The sequence below is a fragment of the Rhodanobacter sp. FW106-PBR-R2A-2-24 genome, from assembly GCF_058789615.1.
This window is the reverse complement of the sequence record NZ_JBYTBV010000002.1, coordinates 2,857,993-2,876,638: the sequence shown is the minus strand read 5'-3', so window position 1 is coordinate 2,876,638 and position 18,646 is coordinate 2,857,993. Positions and strand designations below refer to the sequence as shown.

Below are 18,646 nucleotides of genomic sequence, written 5' to 3'. Positions count from 1 at the left end.
GGCCGGAGTCATCGCAGGTCGGCGGCTTCCAGGCTGGCCACCAGCGCCAGCATGCCCTCGCACAGGGTCACCAGTTCGACATCGCCGATGACATAGGGCGGCATCACGTAGACCAGCTTGCCGAACGGGCGCAGCCAAATGCCCTGCGCCAGCAGGCGATCGAGGATGTGCTCCAGCCGCACGGCCTGCTGCAGTTCGATCACGCCGATCGCTCCCAGCACGCGCACATCAGCCACCTGCGGCAGGCTGCGCGCCGGCGCGAGGCGTTCGGCCAGCGTGCGTTCGATGCGCGCGATATTGGCCTGCCAGTCGCCCGCCAGCAGCAGTCGCGTGGAAGCCAGCGCCACCGCACAGGCCAGCGGGTTGGCCATGAAGGTGGGGCCGTGCATGAACACGCCCGGCTCGCCATGCGCGATGGCGTCGGCCACTTCACGCGTGCACAGCGTGGCGGCCAGCGTCATGTAACCGCCGGTGAGCGCCTTGCCCAGGCACAGGATGTCGGGCGTGATGCCGGCCCACTCCGAGGCAAAGAGTTTTCCACTGCGGCCGAAGCCGGTGGCGATCTCGTCGCAGATCAAGAGCACCTCGTGTGCGCGGCACAGGCGCGCGAGCTCGGCGAGGTATTGCGGGTGGTAGAAGCGCATGCCGCCGGCGCCCTGCACCACCGGCTCGATGATGAAGGCGGCGATATCGTCGCCGCGCTCGGCAAGGAGCTGCGCCACCGGCGCGATGTCATCGGCGTCCCACAACTCGCCGAAGCGCGTGCGCGGTGCGGGCACAAACAGGCGCTGCGGCAGCGTTGGTCCGAACAGGCCATGCATGCCGGTGACCGGGTCGCACACCGACATCGCGTTCCAGGTATCGCCGTGATAGCCCGAGCGCACCGTGGCGATGTTGGCCTTGCCGGGGCGGCCCTTGGCGTGCTGGTACTGGATGGCCATTTTCAGCGCCACCTCCACTGCCACCGAGCCGGAGTCGGCGTAGAAGATCGCGTCCAGCCCCTTGGGCACGATGGCCAGCAGCAGCTGGCCCAGCTCGATCGCCGGCGCGTGGGTGAGCCCGCCGAACATCACGTGGGCCATGTTCGCCAGTTGGTCGGTGATCGCGCGATTGAGCACCGGATGGTTGTAGCCGTGGATGGCGCACCACCACGAGGCCATGCCGTCGATCAGGCGCGTGCCATCGGCCAGTTCCAGATGCACGCCTTCGGCACGAGCGACCTTGAGCGCCGGCAAGCCGCCCAGCGCGCTGTAGGGGTGCCAGAGGTGGGCTTGGTCGAAGGGGTCGGTGAGCATGGGATTACCTCGCCACAGGCAAGATCAAGCCCCTCTCCCTCCGGGAGGGGGTTGGGGAGAGGGTTCGGGTGCTGCGATCCAGCATGCTCGCGCGTAGCGCACCCTCATCCGCCCCTTCGGGGCACCTTCTCCCGGAGGGAGAAGGGAACAACCAGGATTCGTCGTCGCCACTAAAAACAAGAGCCGCGACAGAGCGCGGCCCTTGCAACTCGTGGTACGAAGCCGCGCTTACTTCTTCATCAGCTTGGCGAGCGTCTTGCCGAGGTCGGCCGGCGACTTCACCGTGGTGACGCCGGCCTTCTCCAGCGCGGCGAACTTCGCCGCCGCGGTGCCCTTGCCACCGGAGATGATCGCGCCGGCGTGGCCCATGCGCTTGCCGGCCGGGGCCGAGGCGCCGGCGATGAAGGACACCACCGGCTTCTTGACGTATTCGCCGATGAATTCGGCGGCGTCTTCCTCGGCGCTGCCGCCGATCTCGCCGACCATGATGATGCCTTCGGTCTGCGGGTCGTCCTGGAACAGCTTCAGGCAGTCGATGAAGCTGAGGCCGTTGATCGGATCGCCGCCGATGCCGATGCAGGTGGACTGGCCCAGGCCTTCGTTGGTGGTCTGGAACACGGCTTCATAGGTCAGCGTGCCGGAGCGCGACACGATGCCGACCTTGCCCGGCTGGTGGATGTGGCCCGGCATGATGCCGATCTTGCATTCGCCGGGGGTGATCACGCCGGGGCAGTTCGGCCCGATCAGCACGGTTTCCGGATGCTGCGCCAGCACGTTCTTCACGCGCAGCATGTCGAGCACCGGGATGCCCTCGGTGATCGCCACGATCACGCGGATGCCGGCGTCCACGGCTTCGAGGATGGAGTCGGCCGCGAACGGCGGCGGCACGAAGATCACCGACGCATCGGCGCCGGTCTGATCCACCGCCTCGCTGACCGAGTTGAACACCGGCAGGCCGATGTGCTCGCTGCCACCCTTGCCCGGGGTGACGCCGCCGACGACCTGGGTGCCGTAGTCGATCGCCTGCTGCGCGTGGAAGGTGCCCTGCTGGCCGGTGAAACCCTGCACCAGCACCTTGGTGTTCTTGTTGATGAGAACGCTCATGTGTGTGTCCTTCGCTCTTGTAGGGGCCCGCTGGCGGGCGATTGCCGATGCACAGGCATCGCCCGCCAGCGGGCCCCTACGGGTGATTATTTGGCGGCGGCCACGGCTTTCTGCGCCGCGTCGTTGAGATCGTCGGCCGGCGTGATCGCCAGACCGGAGTTGGCCAGCAGCTCGCGGCCCTTCTCCACGTTGGTGCCCTGCAGGCGCACCACCACCGGAATCTTCAGGCCCACTTCCTTCACCGCGGCGATGATGCCCTCGGCGATCATGTCGCAGCGGACGATGCCGCCGAAGATGTTGACCAGGATGGCCTTGACCTTGTCGGACGAGGTGATGAGCTTGAACGCCTCGGTGACGCGCTCCTTGGTGGCGCCACCGCCCACGTCGAGGAAGTTGGCTGGCTCGCTGCCCGCCAGCTTGATGACGTCCATCGTCGCCATCGCGAGGCCGGCGCCGTTGACCATGCAACCGATGTTGCCGTCCATCGTCACGTAGTTGAGGTTGCTCTGCTGCGCGGCGGCCTCGGCGGCGTCTTCCTGGGTGAGGTCGCGCATCGCGGCGAGGTCGGGGTGGCGGAACTCGGCGTTGTCGTCGGAGTTCACCTTGCCGTCCAGCGCGGCGAGGTTGCCGTCGGCGAGGATGGCGAGCGGGTTCAGCTCGACCAACGAGAGATCCTTCTCGTTGAACAGCTTGTACAGGCCCAGCATGATCTTGGTCAGCTGATTGACCTGCTTGGGATTCAGATCCATCGCGAAGCCGAGCTGGCGGCACTGGTAGGGCTGCAGGCCTTCCACGAAATCCACCACGATGGTGTGGATGTCCTCGGGGGTGTCCTTGGCCACCTGCTCGATGTCCACGCCGCCGTGCTTGGAGGCGATGAAGGAGACGGCCTTGGAGTCGCGATCCACCAGGATCGACAGGTACAGCTCCTTGGCGATGTCGGTGGCGTCGGTCACCAGCACCAGGTTCACCGGCAGCGCGCGGCCGGCCGACTGGTAGGTTTCCATGCGGGTGCCGAGCATGCCCTTGGCGGCGGCACGCACGTCATCGAGGCTCTTGCAGAACTTCACGCCGCCGGCCTTGCCGCGGCCGCCGGCGTGGATCTGCGCCTTGACCATCCACTGGGAACCGCCCAGTTCCTTGGCGACATCGACGGCGGCGTCGGGGGAGTTGGCGACCTTGCCGGGCGGTACGTTGATGCCGTACTGCGCGAACAGCGCCTTGGCCTGATATTCGTGGAAATTCATTCGATAGCCTCGAGCGAATGGGGAAATACGGACTCGCGCGGCAAAGGAGCGGCGCGGGCTTGCGGGGGCGGGCGGCGAACGACGCTGCCGGCATGAAAGCGCGCCGCGCCGACCGGAATCTGGTCGAACCGCGCGACACGGCCTGCTATTTTCGCGTAAACCGCCCCGTCATGGAAAGAGGCCGGCCGGCATGCACGACCCTATACTCCACTTTCAGACGCCAGGGAACGCCGCCTGCCATGACCAGCACCGCCTTGCCGCAACTCGACGCCACCCAGGCCATTCCGCCGGCGATCCGCCACGAACTGCTGTTCCTCAACGGCTTCCGGCTGGTGCAGGCACTGGTCTATATCGGCCTGGCCTTCGCGCCACGGAGGATCGGCGGCCTTCCGCCCGATTCCATCCAGTTCGCCCTGCTGGTCACCCTGCCCTACCTGCTGTTCGCGGTGGCGGCGCTGAGCTTGACCCGGCGCTGCGTACCCTATGCCAAGGCCGCGGTATCGGTCTGGCTGGTGGTGGACATCATCGTCTCCGTGTTGGCGATTTCCGCGATCGGCTACGCCCGCATCGGCATCGCCATGATGCTGGCGGTGAACCTGGCTGCTGGCGCCCTGATCCTGTCGCTGCGCGTTTCCAGCTTCTTCGCCGCGCTGGCCACGCTGGGTCTGCTGGGCCACGCCCTGCTCGCCGCGCCAGACAACCTGCAGGGCGACCGCGACCTGCTGGAATCGGCGCTGTTCGGCGTGGCCTACTTCGCGATCACCGCGCTGAGCCAGGTGCTGGGGCGGCAACTGCGCGCCAGCGAAGCGCTGGCCGAGCAGCGCAGCACCGACCTGGCCAATCTGGCGCTGGTCAACGACCTCATCATCCGCCGCATGAAGACCGGCGTGCTGCTGGTGGACGACGGCAACCGCATCCACCAGATCAACGAATCGGCCTGGATGCTGCTGGGCAACCCCAGCGCCGACCAGCGCGACCTGGGCCGCCTCGCGCCCGAACTATCGCGCCGGCTGTACCACTGGATGACCTCGGGCAAGCTGGACGAAACCGCCACCCAGCTCGCCGACGGCGTACCCGAAGTGGTGCCGCGCTTCACCCGGCTGGCACCCAACGACGACTCGCTGGTGCTGATCTTCCTGGACGATACCTCGCTGGTGTCGCGCCGCGCCGAGGAGCTCACGCTCTCCTCGCTGGGCCGCCTGTCCGCCTCCATCGCCCACGAAATCCGCAACCCGTTGGCGGCGATCCGCTACTCGGCGCAACTGCTCGCCGAATCGGAAACCATGGACACCACCGACCAGCGCATGGTGGAGATCATCAACAACCACTGCGTGCGGCTGAACGAAATCATCGAGAACATCCTGCAACTGTCGCGGCGCGAACGTTCGCGCCCGGAGACGCTGGATCTGGCCCGCTGGGCACAGGCCTTCGTGGAGGAATACAAGCAGGGCAACGACATCGGCCACGATTCGCTGCGCGCCGTGGCCGGCGGCGGCGAGGCGGTGACCGCGCTGGCCGACCCGCAGCAGCTGCAGCAGGTGGCGTGGAACCTGGTGCAGAACGCGCTGCGCTACGGCCGCCTGCCCGGCGAACCGGCGCGCGTGATGGTGGTGGCGCGCAACGGCGAGCACGGCGTGCCGATCCTGGAAGTGATCGACCGCGGTCCCGGCATCCCGCAAAAAGTCGCCGCGCAGATCTTCGAGCCGTTCTACACCACCCACGAATACGGCACTGGCCTGGGCCTGTACCTCGCCCGGCAGATGGCCGAAGCCAACCAGGCCTCGCTGGAATACGTGCGCGTGGCCGGCGGCGGCAGCTGCTTCCGGCTGGTGCTCACGCCGGCGCAGCTGAACCGCGTCGCTGGCGAGGGGGAGGCGGCGGCGGGCTGAAGCGCCGCTTTGCCCGCATGTGGCTGCACGGGTATCCTGCCAGCATCCCCACCCTCCGAACCCGCCCATGAGTCAGCAGACCGTCCTGGTCATCGACGACGAACGCGACATCCGCGAATTGCTCACCATCACGCTGGGGCGGATGGATCTGCAGGTCGACGCCGTGGGCACGGTCGCCGAGGCGCGCCGCGCGCTGACCGGCAAAACCTACGACCTGTGCTTCACCGACATGCGCCTGCCCGACGGCAACGGTCACGAGATCGTCGAGCACATCGCGGTCAGCTACCCGGAAACCCCGGTGGCGATGATTACCGCCTATGGCAACGTGGACGCCGCGGTGAACGCGCTGAAGGCCGGCGCCTTCGACTTCGTCTCCAAGCCGGTGGACATCCAGATGTTGCGCCAGCTGGTGCGCACCGCGTTGCGCCTGGCCGAGGAGAAGCGCAGCGGCAAGGCGGCCGGCAAGGCCGGCGGCACAGGCGAACGGCTGATCGGCGACTCGCCGGCCATGCAGCAGGTGCGCGCCACCATCGCCAAGCTCGCGCGCAACCAGGCGCCGGTCTACATCGCCGGCGAGTCCGGCGTGGGCAAGGAACTGGTGGCTCGCCTGATCCACGAACAAGGCCCGCGCGCCGCTGGCCCGTTCGTGCCGGTGAACTGTGGCGCCATCCCCTCCGAACTGATGGAAAGCGAGTTCTTCGGCCATCGCAAAGGCAGCTTCACCGGCGCGGCCGCCGACAAGGAAGGCCTGTTCCAGACCGCCCACGGCGGCACCCTGTTCCTCGACGAAGTGGCCGAGCTGCCGCTGCACATGCAGGTGAAACTCCTGCGTGCGATCCAGGAAAAAGCCGTGCGCCCGATCGGTGCGCGCGAGGAAGCGCTGGTGGACGTGCGCATCCTCTCCGCCACGCACAAGAACCTGGCCGCGCTGGTCGAGCAGGGTCAGTTCCGCCAGGATCTGTTCTACCGCATCAACGTGATCGAACTGCACGTGCCGCCGCTGCGCGAACGCCGTGGCGACGTGCCGCTGCTGGCCGGATTCATCCTGCAGAACCTCGCCCGCAAGGACGGCAGCACGCCGCACAAGCTGCAAGCCGACGCCCTGCAGGCACTGGAAGCCTACGAATTCCCCGGCAACGTGCGCGAGCTGGAAAACATCCTGGAACGCGCCACCGCCATGAGCGACGGCGAACGCATCGAAGCCGCCGACCTGATGCTGCCGCAGCGCCTTGCGCGCGCTGATGCCACACCACAGTCCCCCCAGGCCGGCATCACGTCGCCCAGCACCAGCGATGGCGGGCTGGACGACTACATCAGCAACCTCGAGCGCGGCGCGATCATGAAGGCGCTGGAGGAATCGCGCTACAACAAAACCGCCGCCGCCAGGAAACTCGGCATCACCTTCCGCGCGCTGCGCTACAAGCTGAAAAAACTCGGCATCGACTGAGCACCCGTGGAAAAACCGCCCATCTGCGGCGGCTGCCCGCGACACTCCTGGCGGCGGCACGCGGCGCGGAAACGGTGGTCATTTCACCCCTCGCCCGTGGCCACCGGCCGCGCGCGGTCGCTGCACCAGCCGCTCCATGACGGCGCATACAGCCGCGAACCGGGCAGGCCGGCGTGCTCCATCGCCAGGAGGTTGTGGCAGGCGGTGACGCCGGAGCCGCACATGTGCACGGTGTCCGCGGGCTGGCGCGCGCCCAGCAGGGCGCGGAACTCGGCCCTGAGCGTGGAGGCATCCTTGAAGCGGCCATCGGCGGCGAGGTTGTCGGCGAACGGGCGGTTCAACGCGCAGGGCACGTGCCCGGCCACGGGGTCGAGCGGCTCGCTGTCGCCGCGATAGCGCGGCGCGGCGCGGGCGTCCAGCAGCAGCGGCGCGGGCGCAGCGTGCAACGTGGTGTGCTCGAGGATGACTTGCGCCGGATCGAACCGCACGGCTACCGCGCTCGGCGCGTGTACCGGCGCCGTCGTCGACACCGGCTGGCCGGCGGCCAGCCATGCCGCGTAACCGCCGTCGAGCACGGCCACCGCATGCTGCCCGGCGTAGCGCAGCAGCCACCACAACCGCGCGGCGGCCAGCGCGCCGTTGGCGGCGTCGTAGGCCACCACCTGCCGGCCCGGCCGCCAGCCCCAGCGGCCAAGCACGGCCGAGAAGGCTGCCGCCGACGGCAGCGGATGACGGCCCAGGCCCTGCGCCTGCAGCGAGAGATCCGACAGGTCGCTGTCCAACTCGGCGTACACCGCGCCGGGAATGTGCCCGGCAAGGTAATCGCGATGGCCCTTGCCGGGGTCGGCGAGATCCTTGCGGCAGTCGACGATGAGCACGTCTGCCGCCGGCAAGGCGGCCAGTTCGGCAACGGAAATCAGCGTGGTCTTCATGCGCGCCCCATGCGTGTGAGCAGGTTCATCAGGATGGAGGCGGTGGCGCCCCAGATGCGGTGTCCACCGTGCAGGAACTCCACCATGTCGCGGCGCTGGCCGCGATACTCCATGACATAGCGGCGGCGGTTGTCCGGTTCAAGGAAGAAGGCCAGCGGCACCTCGAACACTTCGGCCACTTCGTCGGGCGAAGGACGCAAGCTGGCGTGCGCGGCGATGCGCGCCACCACCGGCGTGACGCGGTAGCCGCTGATCGTTTCGAAATTGTCGAGGTAGCCCAGCGGCGTGACCATGGCGCGCGCCAGGCCGATTTCTTCCTCGCTCTCGCGCAGCGCGGTGGCCACCGCATCGGCGTCCTGCGGTTCGCAGCCGCCACCGGGAAAGGCCACCTGCCCCGCGTGCGCGGCGAGGTGGCGCGTGCGCACGGTGAACACCAGACGCGGCTGCGCGCCTTCGCGCAGGGCCAGCAGCACCGCCGCCGGCCGGCGCGGCGCGTCGCCCAGCAGCGCCTTGATGTCGGCGTGGTTCCAGCCCGGCGCCGCCGAAGGCGCATCCAGCGGCCGCAGCGCCGGCAGCAGTTCGTCGTGGCTCATGGTGCGCCGCGCCGCGGCAGCACCTCGCGCATCAGGTGCTGGCGTTCGGCATCGCTCATCGCCCGCCAGCGGCCGATCTCCTCGCCGCTGCGCCGGCAGCCGACGCAATAGCCGTGCTCGTCCAGCCGGCAGAGGCCGATGCAGGGCGTGGCGATGGCAACGGGCGGAAAGGGCGACGGCGGCATGGCTTGCCATGTTAGCAGCGGCCTCCCGCCCGCGGCGGCGTCAATTCCCTGCGGCGGCCTTGATCGCGAGCAGTTCGATGTCGAACACCAGCGCCTCGTTGGGGCCGATGCGCGGCAGCGCGCCTTCCTTGCCATAGGCCAGCCGCGGCGGAATCACCACCTTCCAGCGATCGCCCACGCGCATGCGCGGAATCACGTCGCGCCAACCCGGGATCACGTGATCCACCGCAAAGCTCACCGGCGCGCCATGCGCCCAGGTGCTGTCAAATTCGGTGCCGTCGGCGAGCATGCCGCGGTAGTTCACCACCACCGTGCTGCTGACCGTGGGATTTTGCTTGCCGTCGCCCTGCTTCAGCACGGAATACTGGATGCCCGAGGGCAGCGACACCACGCCAGGCAGCTTGGCGTTGCGCGCCATGAAGGCGACGCTCTTTTTCGCGTTGGCCTGCGCGAGCTGCTCGAACTCGGCCTGCGCGTCGCTGCGCAACTGCTGGTTGAAGGCGCTGAGCTGCTGGTGCATGGCCTGCATCGACACCGCCGGCAGGCGCTTGCCGTAAGCATCCTGGATGGCCCGTTGCAGGGTGGCCATGTCGATCTCGGGGACGCCGGGCTGACTGCGTCCCTCGGCGAATTGGCTGCCGATCTGGTAGCCGATGGCATAGGACAGCTTGACCTTGTCCAGCTTGGCCGGCGCCGGTTGCGGCGCCTGGCCCTGCGCGTGGGCGACGCCAGCCAGCAGCAGGCAGGGCAGCAGCCAGCACCATCGCGTCATGCCATTCTCCATCGTCATCGAAGCGCCACATCGTAGAGGCTTCGCACAGCGTGCGAAACGCATGCCGGTTTGGAAACCCCACGGCGGCAAAGGTTCCCGCTGTTACCATGCGCGTTTCGGTATCGCTGGAGTCGGCCCATGGCCTATCGCAACCTGGAAATCGCCAACCGCGGCGCGGTGCGCACCCTCACGGTGAACCGCCCCGACAAGCTCAACGCACTGAACCGCGACACGCTGAACGAACTCACCATCGCCTTCGCGCAGGCCGCGCAGGACGACGCGGTGCGTGCCGTGGTGCTGACCGGCGCAGGCGAAAAAGCCTTCGTGGCCGGCGCCGACATCGCCGAGATGAACGGCTATACGCCGGTGCAGGCGCAAGGCTTCTCGCGCGCCGGCCAGCGCCTGATGACGAGCATCGAGCGCCTCGGCAAGCCGGTGGTCGCGCGCATCCCCGGCTTCGCGCTGGGTGGTGGCATGGAGCTGGCGATGGCCTGCCACCTGCGCATCGCCAGCGAGAAGGCCAAGTTCGGCCAGCCCGAGATCAACCTCGGCCTGATCCCCGGCTTCGGCGGCACCCAGCGCCTGCTGCGCCTCGCCGGCCGCAGCGCCGCGCTGGAGCTGTGCCTCACCGGCGCGACGGTCAATGCGCAGCGCGCGTACGAGCTGGGCATCGTCAACCGCGTGGTGGCGCCGGAAGCGCTGGACGAAACCGTCAACGCGCTCGCCGACCAACTCGCCGCCGCCGCGCCGCTGGCCGCCGCCGGCATCCTCGATGCGGTGCTGCAAGGCGGTGAGGCCTCGCTCGACCAAGGGCTGGAATTCGAGACGCAAGGCTTCGCGCTGATGTTCTCCACGCAGGACATGCGCGAGGGCACCAGCGCGTTTTTGGAGAAGCGCAAGGCGGCATTCAAGGGCGCCTGATCGACGCTACAATCGTTCCGTTCTGCGGACACCGCTCCGCCCATCGAAGGCCAGCGCTGGCATCGGGCACCGCCCCGAGCCGGCAGTCGCCGGCCTTCTGTCCTGGAGCGCACCATGCAGCAGACTGCCCTTGCCAGCCATTCCGTTCGTTTTGGCCGCCTGGCCCCGACCATTCCCGTGACCGATATCGCGCGCGCGGTCGAGTTCTACTCAGCCGTGCTCGGCTTCCGCAAGGTATTCGAGAATGGCACACCCACCGGCTTCGTCATCCTGAAGAAAGACGCGGCGGAACTGCACCTCACCTTGCACAAGAACCACAAGGCTACCGCGCAGAATCTCGCGCACCTGCTGGTCGAGGACGCGGCCGCACTCCACGACCATCTGGAGCGCCACGGCAGCCGTATCATCAAGTCCCTGCGCGATGCGGATTTCGGCCTGCGCTGCTTCGTGTTCGCCGACCCGGACGGCAACCGGATCGACGTTGGCCAAGCTCTGTAGCGCAGAACTGTGCGCGAATGCTCCTGGCAAGTATTGCCCGAAGCCATTCGCGCACAACGTGCGCTCCCGCAGATCAATGCCCGCCGCGATATTTCTTCTCGCCCGCCGTCACCGCGAGATCCAACCGGTTCTCCGGCGGCGCCAGCGGGCAGGTGGCGAAGGGCGTGAAGGCGCAGGGCGGGTTGTAGGCCCGGTTGAAATCCAGCACCACGATGCCGGGATGGTCGAGGCCTTCGGCGGGCAAGCCGGCGTAGAGAAAACGCGCGGCGCCGTAGGTTTCCTTGCCCGAGGTCCGGTCGGCCAGCACGAAGAACAGCTCGCCGCCGGGTTCCTCCTGGTAGGGCAGGAGTTCGAACGTGCGGCCATCGCGCTGGAACACCGCCTTGCCCGGCACCTTCACCCTGTCGATGGTGCCGATGGCCGTACCCATTTCCAGGTCGTGCGCGGGATGGAACGGCACCCACTCGGCGCGGATGCGCCAGCTCGGGTCGATGGGGTAGTAGGCGATGCCGGCAAAGTGCGTGCGCGCCTCGGCGCCGGGGTCTTTCACCCGCAGTCCCTTGCGGCCGTCGCGGTCGATCACGTAGAAGCTTGCCGCGCCAAAGCGCACCAGGCTGGGCGTGGTGCTGTGCGCGTCATCCAGCAGCACGGCTTCGTGCACGGACTGGCCATCCACCGTGGCCTCGCTGCCCGGCGCAAGCTCCAGGCGCACGCGACCGCCGGCCGCCAGCGTCACATTGCCCAAGTGGGCGGGGCCCGCCTGGAGCACGATGTCGTTGTCGGCGGCGCTGCCTATGCGGTTGGCGCCTTCGCGCAGCCACTCCAGTCCGATCAGGCTGAGCCAGCCCGAGGGTGCGGTGAGCCGCGCCACGCGCTCGGCGCGCCACGCCAGAATCTCGTGGGTGTAGTCAGCAGGGGCTTGGGCGGCGGACACGGTGGCGGCTCCGGAAATCAGGGCGAGCAGGAGGATGGCGACGCGCAGCATGCAGGCAATCCACAACGGGTCGCGGCGAGTATGGAGCGGCCGCAGCGCCAAGCAAAGCCCTGGCCCGAGCGCCGGCGAGAAACATCGCCCACCCGCTGTGGCCCATCCTGGAAGCTCATCTGCCCCGCATGAACAGCTTGTCGAGTTCGGCCAGCGACAGCTGCGTCCACGTCGGGCGGCCGTGGTTGCACTGGCCGGAGCGTTCGGTGGCTTCCATCTCACGCAGGAGCGCGTTCATCTCGGGCAGTGTGAGGCGGCGACCGGCGCGCACCGAACCGTGGCAGGCCATGGTGGAAAGCAGCTCGTTTTCCAGCTCCTGCAGCCGGCGCGAGCTGCCGTGCTGGGCCAGTTCGGCCAACACGTCGCGGGTAAGCTGGCTGGCGTCGGCGCCTTCCAGCAGGGCGGGAATGCGCCGCACCAGCACGCCCGACGGCCCGCTGCGCGACAACTCCAGCCCCCAGCCGGCCAGCGCCTCGGCGTGTTCCTCGGCGGCGACGGCTTCCTTCGCGCTGACCGCCACGGTGAGCGGCACCAGCAGCACCTGCGAGCGCAAACTGCTGCCGGAGCGACCGCTCTTGAGCTTCTCGTAGGTGATGCGCTCATGCGCGGCATGCATATCCACCAGCACCAGGCCTTGCGCATTCTCGGCCAGCACATAGATGCTCTTGAGCTGGGCGATGGCATAGCCCAGCGGCGGCGCCGCGCCGGGTTCCGCCGGCGGCAGCGACTCGGCGGGCGCGCTGCGCGAAGGTTCGCCCAGCAACGCGGAGTAGTCGGCCAGCGGCTCGTCGCGCACGCCCAGGGCAAGGCGGTTCTGCGCGGCATGCGTGGGCCAGCTGCCCTGCCGCGCCGCCGCCGGCAAGCCCGGCGCGGCGGCGAACGCGGTGCTTGCCGTGCTCATCTGCAAGCGGCCGTCGCCGGCTTCGGCATGCGACTCCACCTGCCCCGCGCTGGTCTGCGCCAGCGCCTCATGCAGCGTGCGAAAGAGGAAATCGTGCACCAGCCGCTGCTCGCGGAAACGCACTTCGTGCTTGGCCGGGTGCACATTGACGTCCACCCCGGCCGGATCGAGCTCCAGATACAGCGCGAAGGCGGGGTGGCGGCCGTGGAACAGCACGTCGGCATAGGCTTGCCGCACCGCGTGCGCCACCACGCGATCCTTCACCAGACGGCCGTTGACGTAGAAATACTGCTGGTCGGGCTGGCTGCGCGAGGCGGTGGGCAGGCCGACCCAGCCGGACAGGTGCATACCGGCGGCGGCATGATCCACGCGCAGGCTTTGCGCGGGGAAGTCCTCGCCCAGCACAGCGGCCACGCGCGCCCGTTGCGTCGTTTCATCGCGCGCCGCCTTCCACACGCGCACCGGCTTGCCGTTGTGGCTGAGGCGGAACTCCACGCTGCCACGCGCCAGCGCCAATGACTTCAGGAGATCGTCAATGTGGGCGAATTCGGTGCGCTCGGCACGCATGAACTTCTTGCGCGCAGGCACGTTGTAGAACAGGTCGCGCACTTCCACGCTGGTGCCCGGTGGATGCTGCGCCGGGCGCGCGGCCTGCAGCCTGCCGCCATCCACTTCCAGCCGGAACGCGACCTCGGCGCCGCGCTGGCGTGAGGTGAGCGCGAAGCGCGCCACCGAGGACACCGAGGCCAGCGCCTCGCCGCGAAAGCCCATGCTGGCGACATGTTCCAGGTCGTCGAAGCTGCCGATCTTGCTGGTGGCGTGCGAGGCCACCGCCAGCTCCAGCTCGTCCGACGCGATGCCGCCGCCGTCGTCGCGCACGCGGATCAGTCGCGCACCGCCGGCCTCGATATCCACTTCGATGCGGGTGGCGCCGGCGTCGAGGCTGTTCTCCACCAGTTCCTTGACCACGGAGGACGGGCGCTCGATCACCTCGCCGGCGGCGATCTGGTTGATGAGCTCGGGAGGCAGTGCGCGGATGACGGGCATCCGCCGACTTTAGCAGTTGGCCGCGCCGCTGCCAGGGGCGCGGCGGCCACGGCAGGCGGGCGATCTCAGCTGGCGGGGATCGCCAGCACGGCGCCGGCGCGCACCCGGTTGCCGCTCAGCTGGTTGGCGGTCTTGAGCGAGCCGACGCTGACGCCGTAGAGCTTGGCGATGCTGCCCAGGCTTTCGCCGGAACTCACGCGGTGCAGGTCGCGCACCTTGCTGTCGGCCGGTGCGTCGGCGGCGGCCGGCACGGCGGTTCTGGCCACCGGCGGCTCGTCCGCCACGGCCAGCTCGCTGCCGCGATGCCGCGTCGCCTGCGCCGCGAACCAGGTGCCCGGCGGCGGGGTGGATTCGAAATAGCCCTTCACGCCGCTCATCACCGCACCGGCCAGCGCCTGCTGGTGCTCGGGGTCGCGCAACTTGCGCTCTTCGGACGGGTTGCTGATGAAGGCCGTCTCGACCAGGATCGAGGGCACGTCGGGCGAGCGCAACACCACGAAATTGGCGCGCTCCACGTAACCGCGGTGGGTGGGGCCGATCCGCCCCAGCGCCTTCAGCACGTTGCCGGCCACCATGTCGCTGGCCTGCACCGCCCAGCCCTGCTGCATGTCCAGCAGCACCTTGGCCAGGCCGTCGCTCTGCTCGGCCAGCGAGACGCCGCCGATCAGGTCGGCGCTGTTTTCGCGGTCGGCCAGCAAGCGCGCGGCCACCGAGGTCTTGCCGCGCGAGGACAGCACCCATACCGAGGAACCGCGCGCATCACCGCTGGTGTAGGAATCGGCGTGGATGGAAACGAACAGGTCGGCATCGTGCTCGCGCGCGATCCGGTAGCGCTGCGCCAGCGGAATGAAGGTGTCGTCGCCACGGGTGAGGATGGCCTGCATGCCCGGCTGCCGGTTGATCTCGGCGGCAAGGTCGCGCGCCACCGCAAGGGTGACGTTCTTCTCGTCCGTGCCGTCGGGGCCGATGGCGCCGGTGTCCTTGCCGCCATGGCCGGCGTCGATGCACACCACCACCTTGCGCTGGCCGTTGAGCAAGGCGGCCGCCTGCGCGGTCACCTGACGGCTGGCACCCACGCTACGGCTGCCGTGATGTCGGGCGACGACCTCGTCGACGGGCGGCACGGGCCTGGCTGCGGGCGCGGCCTCGGGTTTGTCGGCGGGCGTGTTCGCGGCCACGGCGGCCGTCTGGCCGTGACCAGGCAGGAGATCCAGCACCAGCCGGTAGTGCCCGTTCTTTCCGGACGGCGCCAGCACGAAGCTGCGTGCCTTGCTGGCAGCGGCCATCTGCGCGGTGATGCGTAGGCGACCGTCGTGCAGGCGATGGCTCATGCCGCGATACAGGCCTTGCGCGGCCGGGTCAGTGAAATCCGCGGCCAGCTCGCCCCCGGCCATCTCCAGCACCACCGCGTCGTGCTCGCGATCCAGGCGGTAATCGGGCTTGTCGGTGAGGTCGAATACCAGCCGCGTGTGGCTGGCGTCGGCCCAGACCCGCACCTCGTTCACCTGCGTCGCCCGCGCGGACACGGGCACGAGCGCCATCGCCAGAGCGACGGCGACTCCCTTTCCCAGGATGGGCAAGCATGTGCGCATGCGCCGCATTGAAGCGCAGCCCATCGGCAAATGCAAGACATTTTCCTTGAATATCCGTAGCCTGCAAATCATTCATCAGACCATGTCTAGCCAAGGCTTGTGTCCCCTGCGCGAAACAGCCCCATGCCTTGAGGTTTTTCGCCGAAAACCATCCCGCCGGCGTGTCGATCAGGCCAGCGCGGCCAGCACATCGCGGCCACGTGGCGTATGCGCCGCCAGCTGCGCCTGCCGCCCCTGGCCCGCATAGGCAAGCTGCAGCGTGAGGTCGGCCACGGGCAAGGCGCCGCGCCCGCGTTCCGGCCACTCCACCAGCACCAGTGCGGCGGGATCGGCCAGCGCGTCCAGCCCCAGCCATTCCAGCTCGCCCGGATCGGCGATGCGATACAGGTCGAGGTGCCAGGCCGGCCGGCCGTGGGCGTCATAGCCTTCGAGCAGGCTGTAGGTGGGGCTCTTCACCCGCTCCCCCACATCGAGCGCGCCCAGCAGCGCGCGGGTAAAGGTGGTCTTGCCCGCGCCCAGCTCGCCGCGCAGGTAGATCACCATGCCGCGCCCCGCAAGCGCGGCAGCGAAGCGGCGCCCCAAGGCCAGCGTGGCGGCCTCGTCGGCCAGTGGCCAAACCGGTTCAGTCATCGTCGACACCATTGCCCAGGGCGCGCAGCGGCGCCAACAAGTCGCTGGCGATGAGGCCGCGCTCGCCACGCCGCGCCGCGCGGTCACCCGCGCGCGCGTGCAGGCCTACGCCCAGGCAAGCCGCCTGCCACGCCTCGCCGCCCTGCGCCAGGAGCGCCGCGATGATGCCCGCGAGCAGGTCACCCATACCACCGGCGGCCATGCCGGGATTGCCCCACGGACAGACGTCCAGACGTCCATCCGGAGCGGCGATCAGGCTGCCCGCCCCCTTCAGCACCACCACGGCATGGAAGCGCGTCGCCAGTGCGCGGGCGGCGGCGAAGCGATCGGCCGCCACCTCGTCCACCGTACCCCCCAGCAGACGCGCGGCCTCGCCGGGATGCGGGGTGAGCACGGCCGGCTGCGCGAAGCGGCACGGCTCGCGCGCCAGCAGGTTCAAGCCATCGGCATCGAGCACCAGCGGCTTGCCGCTGTCCAGCGCGGTGCGCCACAGCGCGTGGCCCCATGCGCCCTGCCCCAGGCCCGGCCCCAGCGCCAGCACGCTGGCGCGCGCCAGCAGCGGTGCCAGTGCCTGCGGGCCGTCCACGCCATGCGCCATCAACTCGGGCCGCGCGGCGTTCAGCGCCAGCACGTGTTCAACGCGCGTGGCCACGCTGGCCAGACCCGCGCCGGCACGCAGCGCGGCTTCGCCGCACAGGCGGATCGCACCGGCCAGGCCGTGCTCGCCGCCGATCGCCAGCACGTGGCCGTTCATGCCCTTGTGCGCGGCGCGCGGGCGTGGCGGCAGGCACGTTTCCCGCAGCAGGCCGGCATCAGGCGCGCTGTCCTGCCACAGTGCAGCGGGCAGGCCCAGCCGGTCCAGCTCCAGTTGCCCCACATGATCGGCCGCGCTGCCGGTGTACAGGCCGCGCTTGGCGACGATGAAGCTCACCGTGACCTCGGCGCGGATCGCCACGCCCGGCGCGCTGCCGGTATCGGCGTTCAACCCCGATGGCACGTCCAGCGCCAGCACCGGCGCACCGCTGGCATTGATCGCCGCGATCAGGGCCGCCGGCTCGCCCTGCGGCGCCCGGTTCAATCCCGTGCCGTAAAGCGCGTCGACATGCACATCCACCTCGGGCAGGGCGTCGCCGGCCTGCCACACGCGCTCGCGGCCGCCGGTGGCCTTCCACGCCAACCAGGCCTGCGCGGCATCGCCGCTCGACACGCCGCCCAGCACGAACACCGTCACCTGCAGGCCAGCCTCGCGCGCCAGCTTGGCCAGCAAAAATCCATCGCCACCGTTGTTGCCGGGGCCGCAATGCACCGCGAGCCGCTGCGCCAGCGGCCAATGCCGCCGCAAGCTGGCCAGTGCTGTCCACGCGGCGCGGTGCATCAGCTCGATGCCGGGCACGCCCAGCTCGTCGATCGCGCGCCGATCCAGCGCGCGCACTTGCGCCACGGTATACAGCTCGTGCTGGCGGAGGTCTGGCGTCATCCGCGGATTATAGGCGCAGCCCGCACGCAAGCCGCCTAAAATGGCGCGATGCCCGACCGCCACAACATCGACTACGCCACACTGGCCCACGACATCAAGCAATGGGCACGGGAGCTGGGCTTTGCCGCCGCCGGCATCGCCGACGTCGACCTCGCCGAGGACGAGGCACACTTGCAGCGCTATCTGGAGGCCGGCCGCCACGGCGAGATGGAGTACATGGCGCGCCACGGCAGCAAGCGTTCGCGCCCGGCGGAGCTCGAACCGGGCACGCAGCGGGTGATCTCGGTGCGCATGGACTACCTGCCGCCGGGCACCACCAACGCATGGCAGGTGCTGGGCGACGGCGCGGCCGGCTACGTCTCGCGCTATGCCCTGGGCCGCGACTACCACAAGCTGATCCGCGGCAAGCTGCAGAAGCTGGCCGAACGCATCGGCGCGGTGGTGGGCGACTTCGGCTACCGCGCCTATGCCGACTCCGCGCCGGTGCTGGAAAAGGCGCTGGCGCGCAACGCGGGGCTGGGCTGGATCGGCAAGCACACCGTGCTCATCAACCGGCACGCCGGCTCGTACTTTTTCCTGGGCGAGATCTACACCGACCTGCCGCTGCCGGTGGATCAACCCGCCAGCAACCACTGCGGCAGTTGCACGCGCTGCATCACCGCCTGCCCCACCGGCGCCATCGTCGGCCCCTACCAACTCGACGCCAAACGCTGCATCTCCTACCTCACCATCGAGTTGAAGGGTTCGATCCCGGAGGAGCTGCGCGCGCCGATGGGCAACCGCATCTTCGGCTGCGACGACTGCCAGCTGGTGTGCCCGTGGAACAAGTTCGCGCAGCTCGCGGAGAACCCCGACTTCGCGCCACGCCACCAGTTGGACGGCGCCAGGCTGGTGGAGCTGTTCGCGTGGAGCGAGGCGGAGTTCCTGCAGCGCACTGAAGGCATGGCGATACGCCGCACCGGCTACGAAGGCTGGCTGCGCAACCTCGCGGTGGCGCTGGGCAATGCGCCGGCCGCGCCGGCCATCGTGGCGGCGCTGCGCGCGCGCGCCGACCACCCCTCGCCCGTGGTGCGCGAGCACGTGGCCTGGGCGCTGGCAAAACAATCGGCATCACCTCCGTAGGGGCCCGCT

15 protein-coding genes and 1 pseudogene are annotated in these 18,646 nt (G+C 69.2%); 5 read left to right on the top strand and 11 right to left on the bottom strand.

Annotated features, from left to right (window positions below):
- Positions 1–8 precede the first annotated feature (8 nt).
- From bioA to sucC, 3 genes are all read right to left on the bottom strand, one after another.
- On the bottom strand, positions 9–1,295 hold the full coding sequence (bioA, locus tag AC3WQA_RS14210) for an adenosylmethionine--8-amino-7-oxononanoate transaminase (RefSeq protein WP_492675694.1): 1,287 nt from the start codon (positions 1,293–1,295) through the stop codon (positions 9–11).
- Between the two features lie 228 nt (positions 1,296–1,523).
- Positions 1,524–2,399 (bottom strand): succinate--CoA ligase subunit alpha, encoded by an 876-nt coding sequence (gene sucD / locus AC3WQA_RS14205; protein ID WP_492675693.1) that lies wholly within the window; start codon positions 2,397–2,399, stop codon positions 1,524–1,526.
- A gap of 86 nt (positions 2,400–2,485) precedes the next feature.
- On the bottom strand, positions 2,486–3,646 hold the full coding sequence (gene sucC, locus AC3WQA_RS14200) for an ADP-forming succinate--CoA ligase subunit beta (protein WP_492675692.1): 1,161 nt from the start codon (positions 3,644–3,646) through the stop codon (positions 2,486–2,488).
- Positions 3,647–3,885: 239 nt separating this feature from the next.
- On the opposite strand from sucC, the gene AC3WQA_RS14195 reads away from it, so the two are divergent.
- Positions 3,886–5,535, top strand: coding sequence for a sensor histidine kinase (locus AC3WQA_RS14195; RefSeq protein ID WP_492675691.1), 1,650 nt, complete (start codon positions 3,886–3,888; stop codon positions 5,533–5,535).
- Between the two features lie 67 nt (positions 5,536–5,602).
- Positions 5,603–6,982: a sigma-54-dependent transcriptional regulator gene (locus AC3WQA_RS14190; RefSeq protein ID WP_492675690.1), complete on the top strand. Its 1,380-nt coding sequence runs from the start codon at positions 5,603–5,605 to the stop codon at positions 6,980–6,982.
- Positions 6,983–7,065: 83 nt separating this feature from the next.
- Here AC3WQA_RS14190 and AC3WQA_RS14185 read toward each other — a convergent pair whose 3' ends face one another.
- The 3 genes and pseudogenes from AC3WQA_RS14185 to bamJ all read right to left on the bottom strand — a co-directional run bounded on the left by AC3WQA_RS14185 (position 7,066) and on the right by bamJ (position 9,464).
- Positions 7,066–7,914, bottom strand: a complete 849-nt coding sequence (locus AC3WQA_RS14185; protein WP_492675689.1) for a sulfurtransferase — start codon at positions 7,912–7,914, stop codon at positions 7,066–7,068.
- A pseudogene (locus AC3WQA_RS14180) lies at positions 7,911–8,692 on the bottom strand (CoA pyrophosphatase). Before AC3WQA_RS14180 ends, AC3WQA_RS14185 begins: the two are co-directional and overlap by 4 nt.
- Positions 8,693–8,732: 40 nt before the next feature.
- Positions 8,733–9,464 carry a BamJ family beta-barrel-assembly machinery protein gene (bamJ, locus tag AC3WQA_RS14175; protein ID WP_492675688.1) on the bottom strand — a complete coding sequence of 244 codons (732 nt, stop codon included), beginning with the start codon at positions 9,462–9,464 and terminating at the stop codon, positions 8,733–8,735.
- 138 nt (positions 9,465–9,602) lie between these two features.
- Between bamJ and AC3WQA_RS14170 the strand changes: the two genes are divergently transcribed.
- The gene (locus tag AC3WQA_RS14170; protein WP_492675687.1) at positions 9,603–10,385 is read left to right on the top strand and encodes an enoyl-CoA hydratase-related protein; all 783 of its coding nucleotides are present in this window, start codon (positions 9,603–9,605) and stop codon (positions 10,383–10,385) included.
- Between the two features lie 114 nt (positions 10,386–10,499).
- Positions 10,500–10,883 (top strand): VOC family protein, encoded by a 384-nt coding sequence (locus AC3WQA_RS14165; RefSeq protein ID WP_492675686.1) that lies wholly within the window; start codon positions 10,500–10,502, stop codon positions 10,881–10,883.
- Between the two features lie 73 nt (positions 10,884–10,956).
- Here the strand turns inward: AC3WQA_RS14165 and AC3WQA_RS14160 are convergent, their stop codons facing one another.
- From AC3WQA_RS14160 to AC3WQA_RS14140, 5 genes are all read right to left on the bottom strand, one after another.
- Positions 10,957–11,868 carry a DUF1684 domain-containing protein gene (locus AC3WQA_RS14160; protein WP_492675685.1) on the bottom strand — a complete coding sequence of 304 codons (912 nt, stop codon included), beginning with the start codon at positions 11,866–11,868 and terminating at the stop codon, positions 10,957–10,959.
- 115 nt (positions 11,869–11,983) lie between these two features.
- Positions 11,984–13,816 (bottom strand): DNA mismatch repair endonuclease MutL, encoded by a 1,833-nt coding sequence (gene mutL, locus AC3WQA_RS14155; RefSeq protein WP_492675684.1) that lies wholly within the window; start codon positions 13,814–13,816, stop codon positions 11,984–11,986.
- A 65-nt stretch (positions 13,817–13,881) separates the two neighbouring features.
- Positions 13,882–15,357: an N-acetylmuramoyl-L-alanine amidase gene (locus AC3WQA_RS14150; protein WP_492675683.1), complete on the bottom strand. Its 1,476-nt coding sequence runs from the start codon at positions 15,355–15,357 to the stop codon at positions 13,882–13,884.
- A gap of 219 nt (positions 15,358–15,576) precedes the next feature.
- Complete coding sequence (tsaE, locus tag AC3WQA_RS14145) at positions 15,577–16,038, bottom strand: tRNA (adenosine(37)-N6)-threonylcarbamoyltransferase complex ATPase subunit type 1 TsaE (RefSeq protein ID WP_492675682.1); 462 nt, start codon at positions 16,036–16,038, stop codon at positions 15,577–15,579.
- Positions 16,031–17,515, bottom strand: coding sequence for an NAD(P)H-hydrate dehydratase (locus AC3WQA_RS14140; RefSeq protein WP_492675681.1), 1,485 nt, complete (start codon positions 17,513–17,515; stop codon positions 16,031–16,033). Before AC3WQA_RS14140 ends, tsaE begins: the two co-directional genes overlap by 8 nt.
- A gap of 48 nt (positions 17,516–17,563) precedes the next feature.
- On the opposite strand from AC3WQA_RS14140, the gene queG reads away from it, so the two are divergent.
- Complete coding sequence (gene queG, locus AC3WQA_RS14135) at positions 17,564–18,637, top strand: tRNA epoxyqueuosine(34) reductase QueG (RefSeq protein ID WP_492675680.1); 1,074 nt, start codon at positions 17,564–17,566, stop codon at positions 18,635–18,637.
- Positions 18,638–18,646 lie beyond the last annotated feature (9 nt).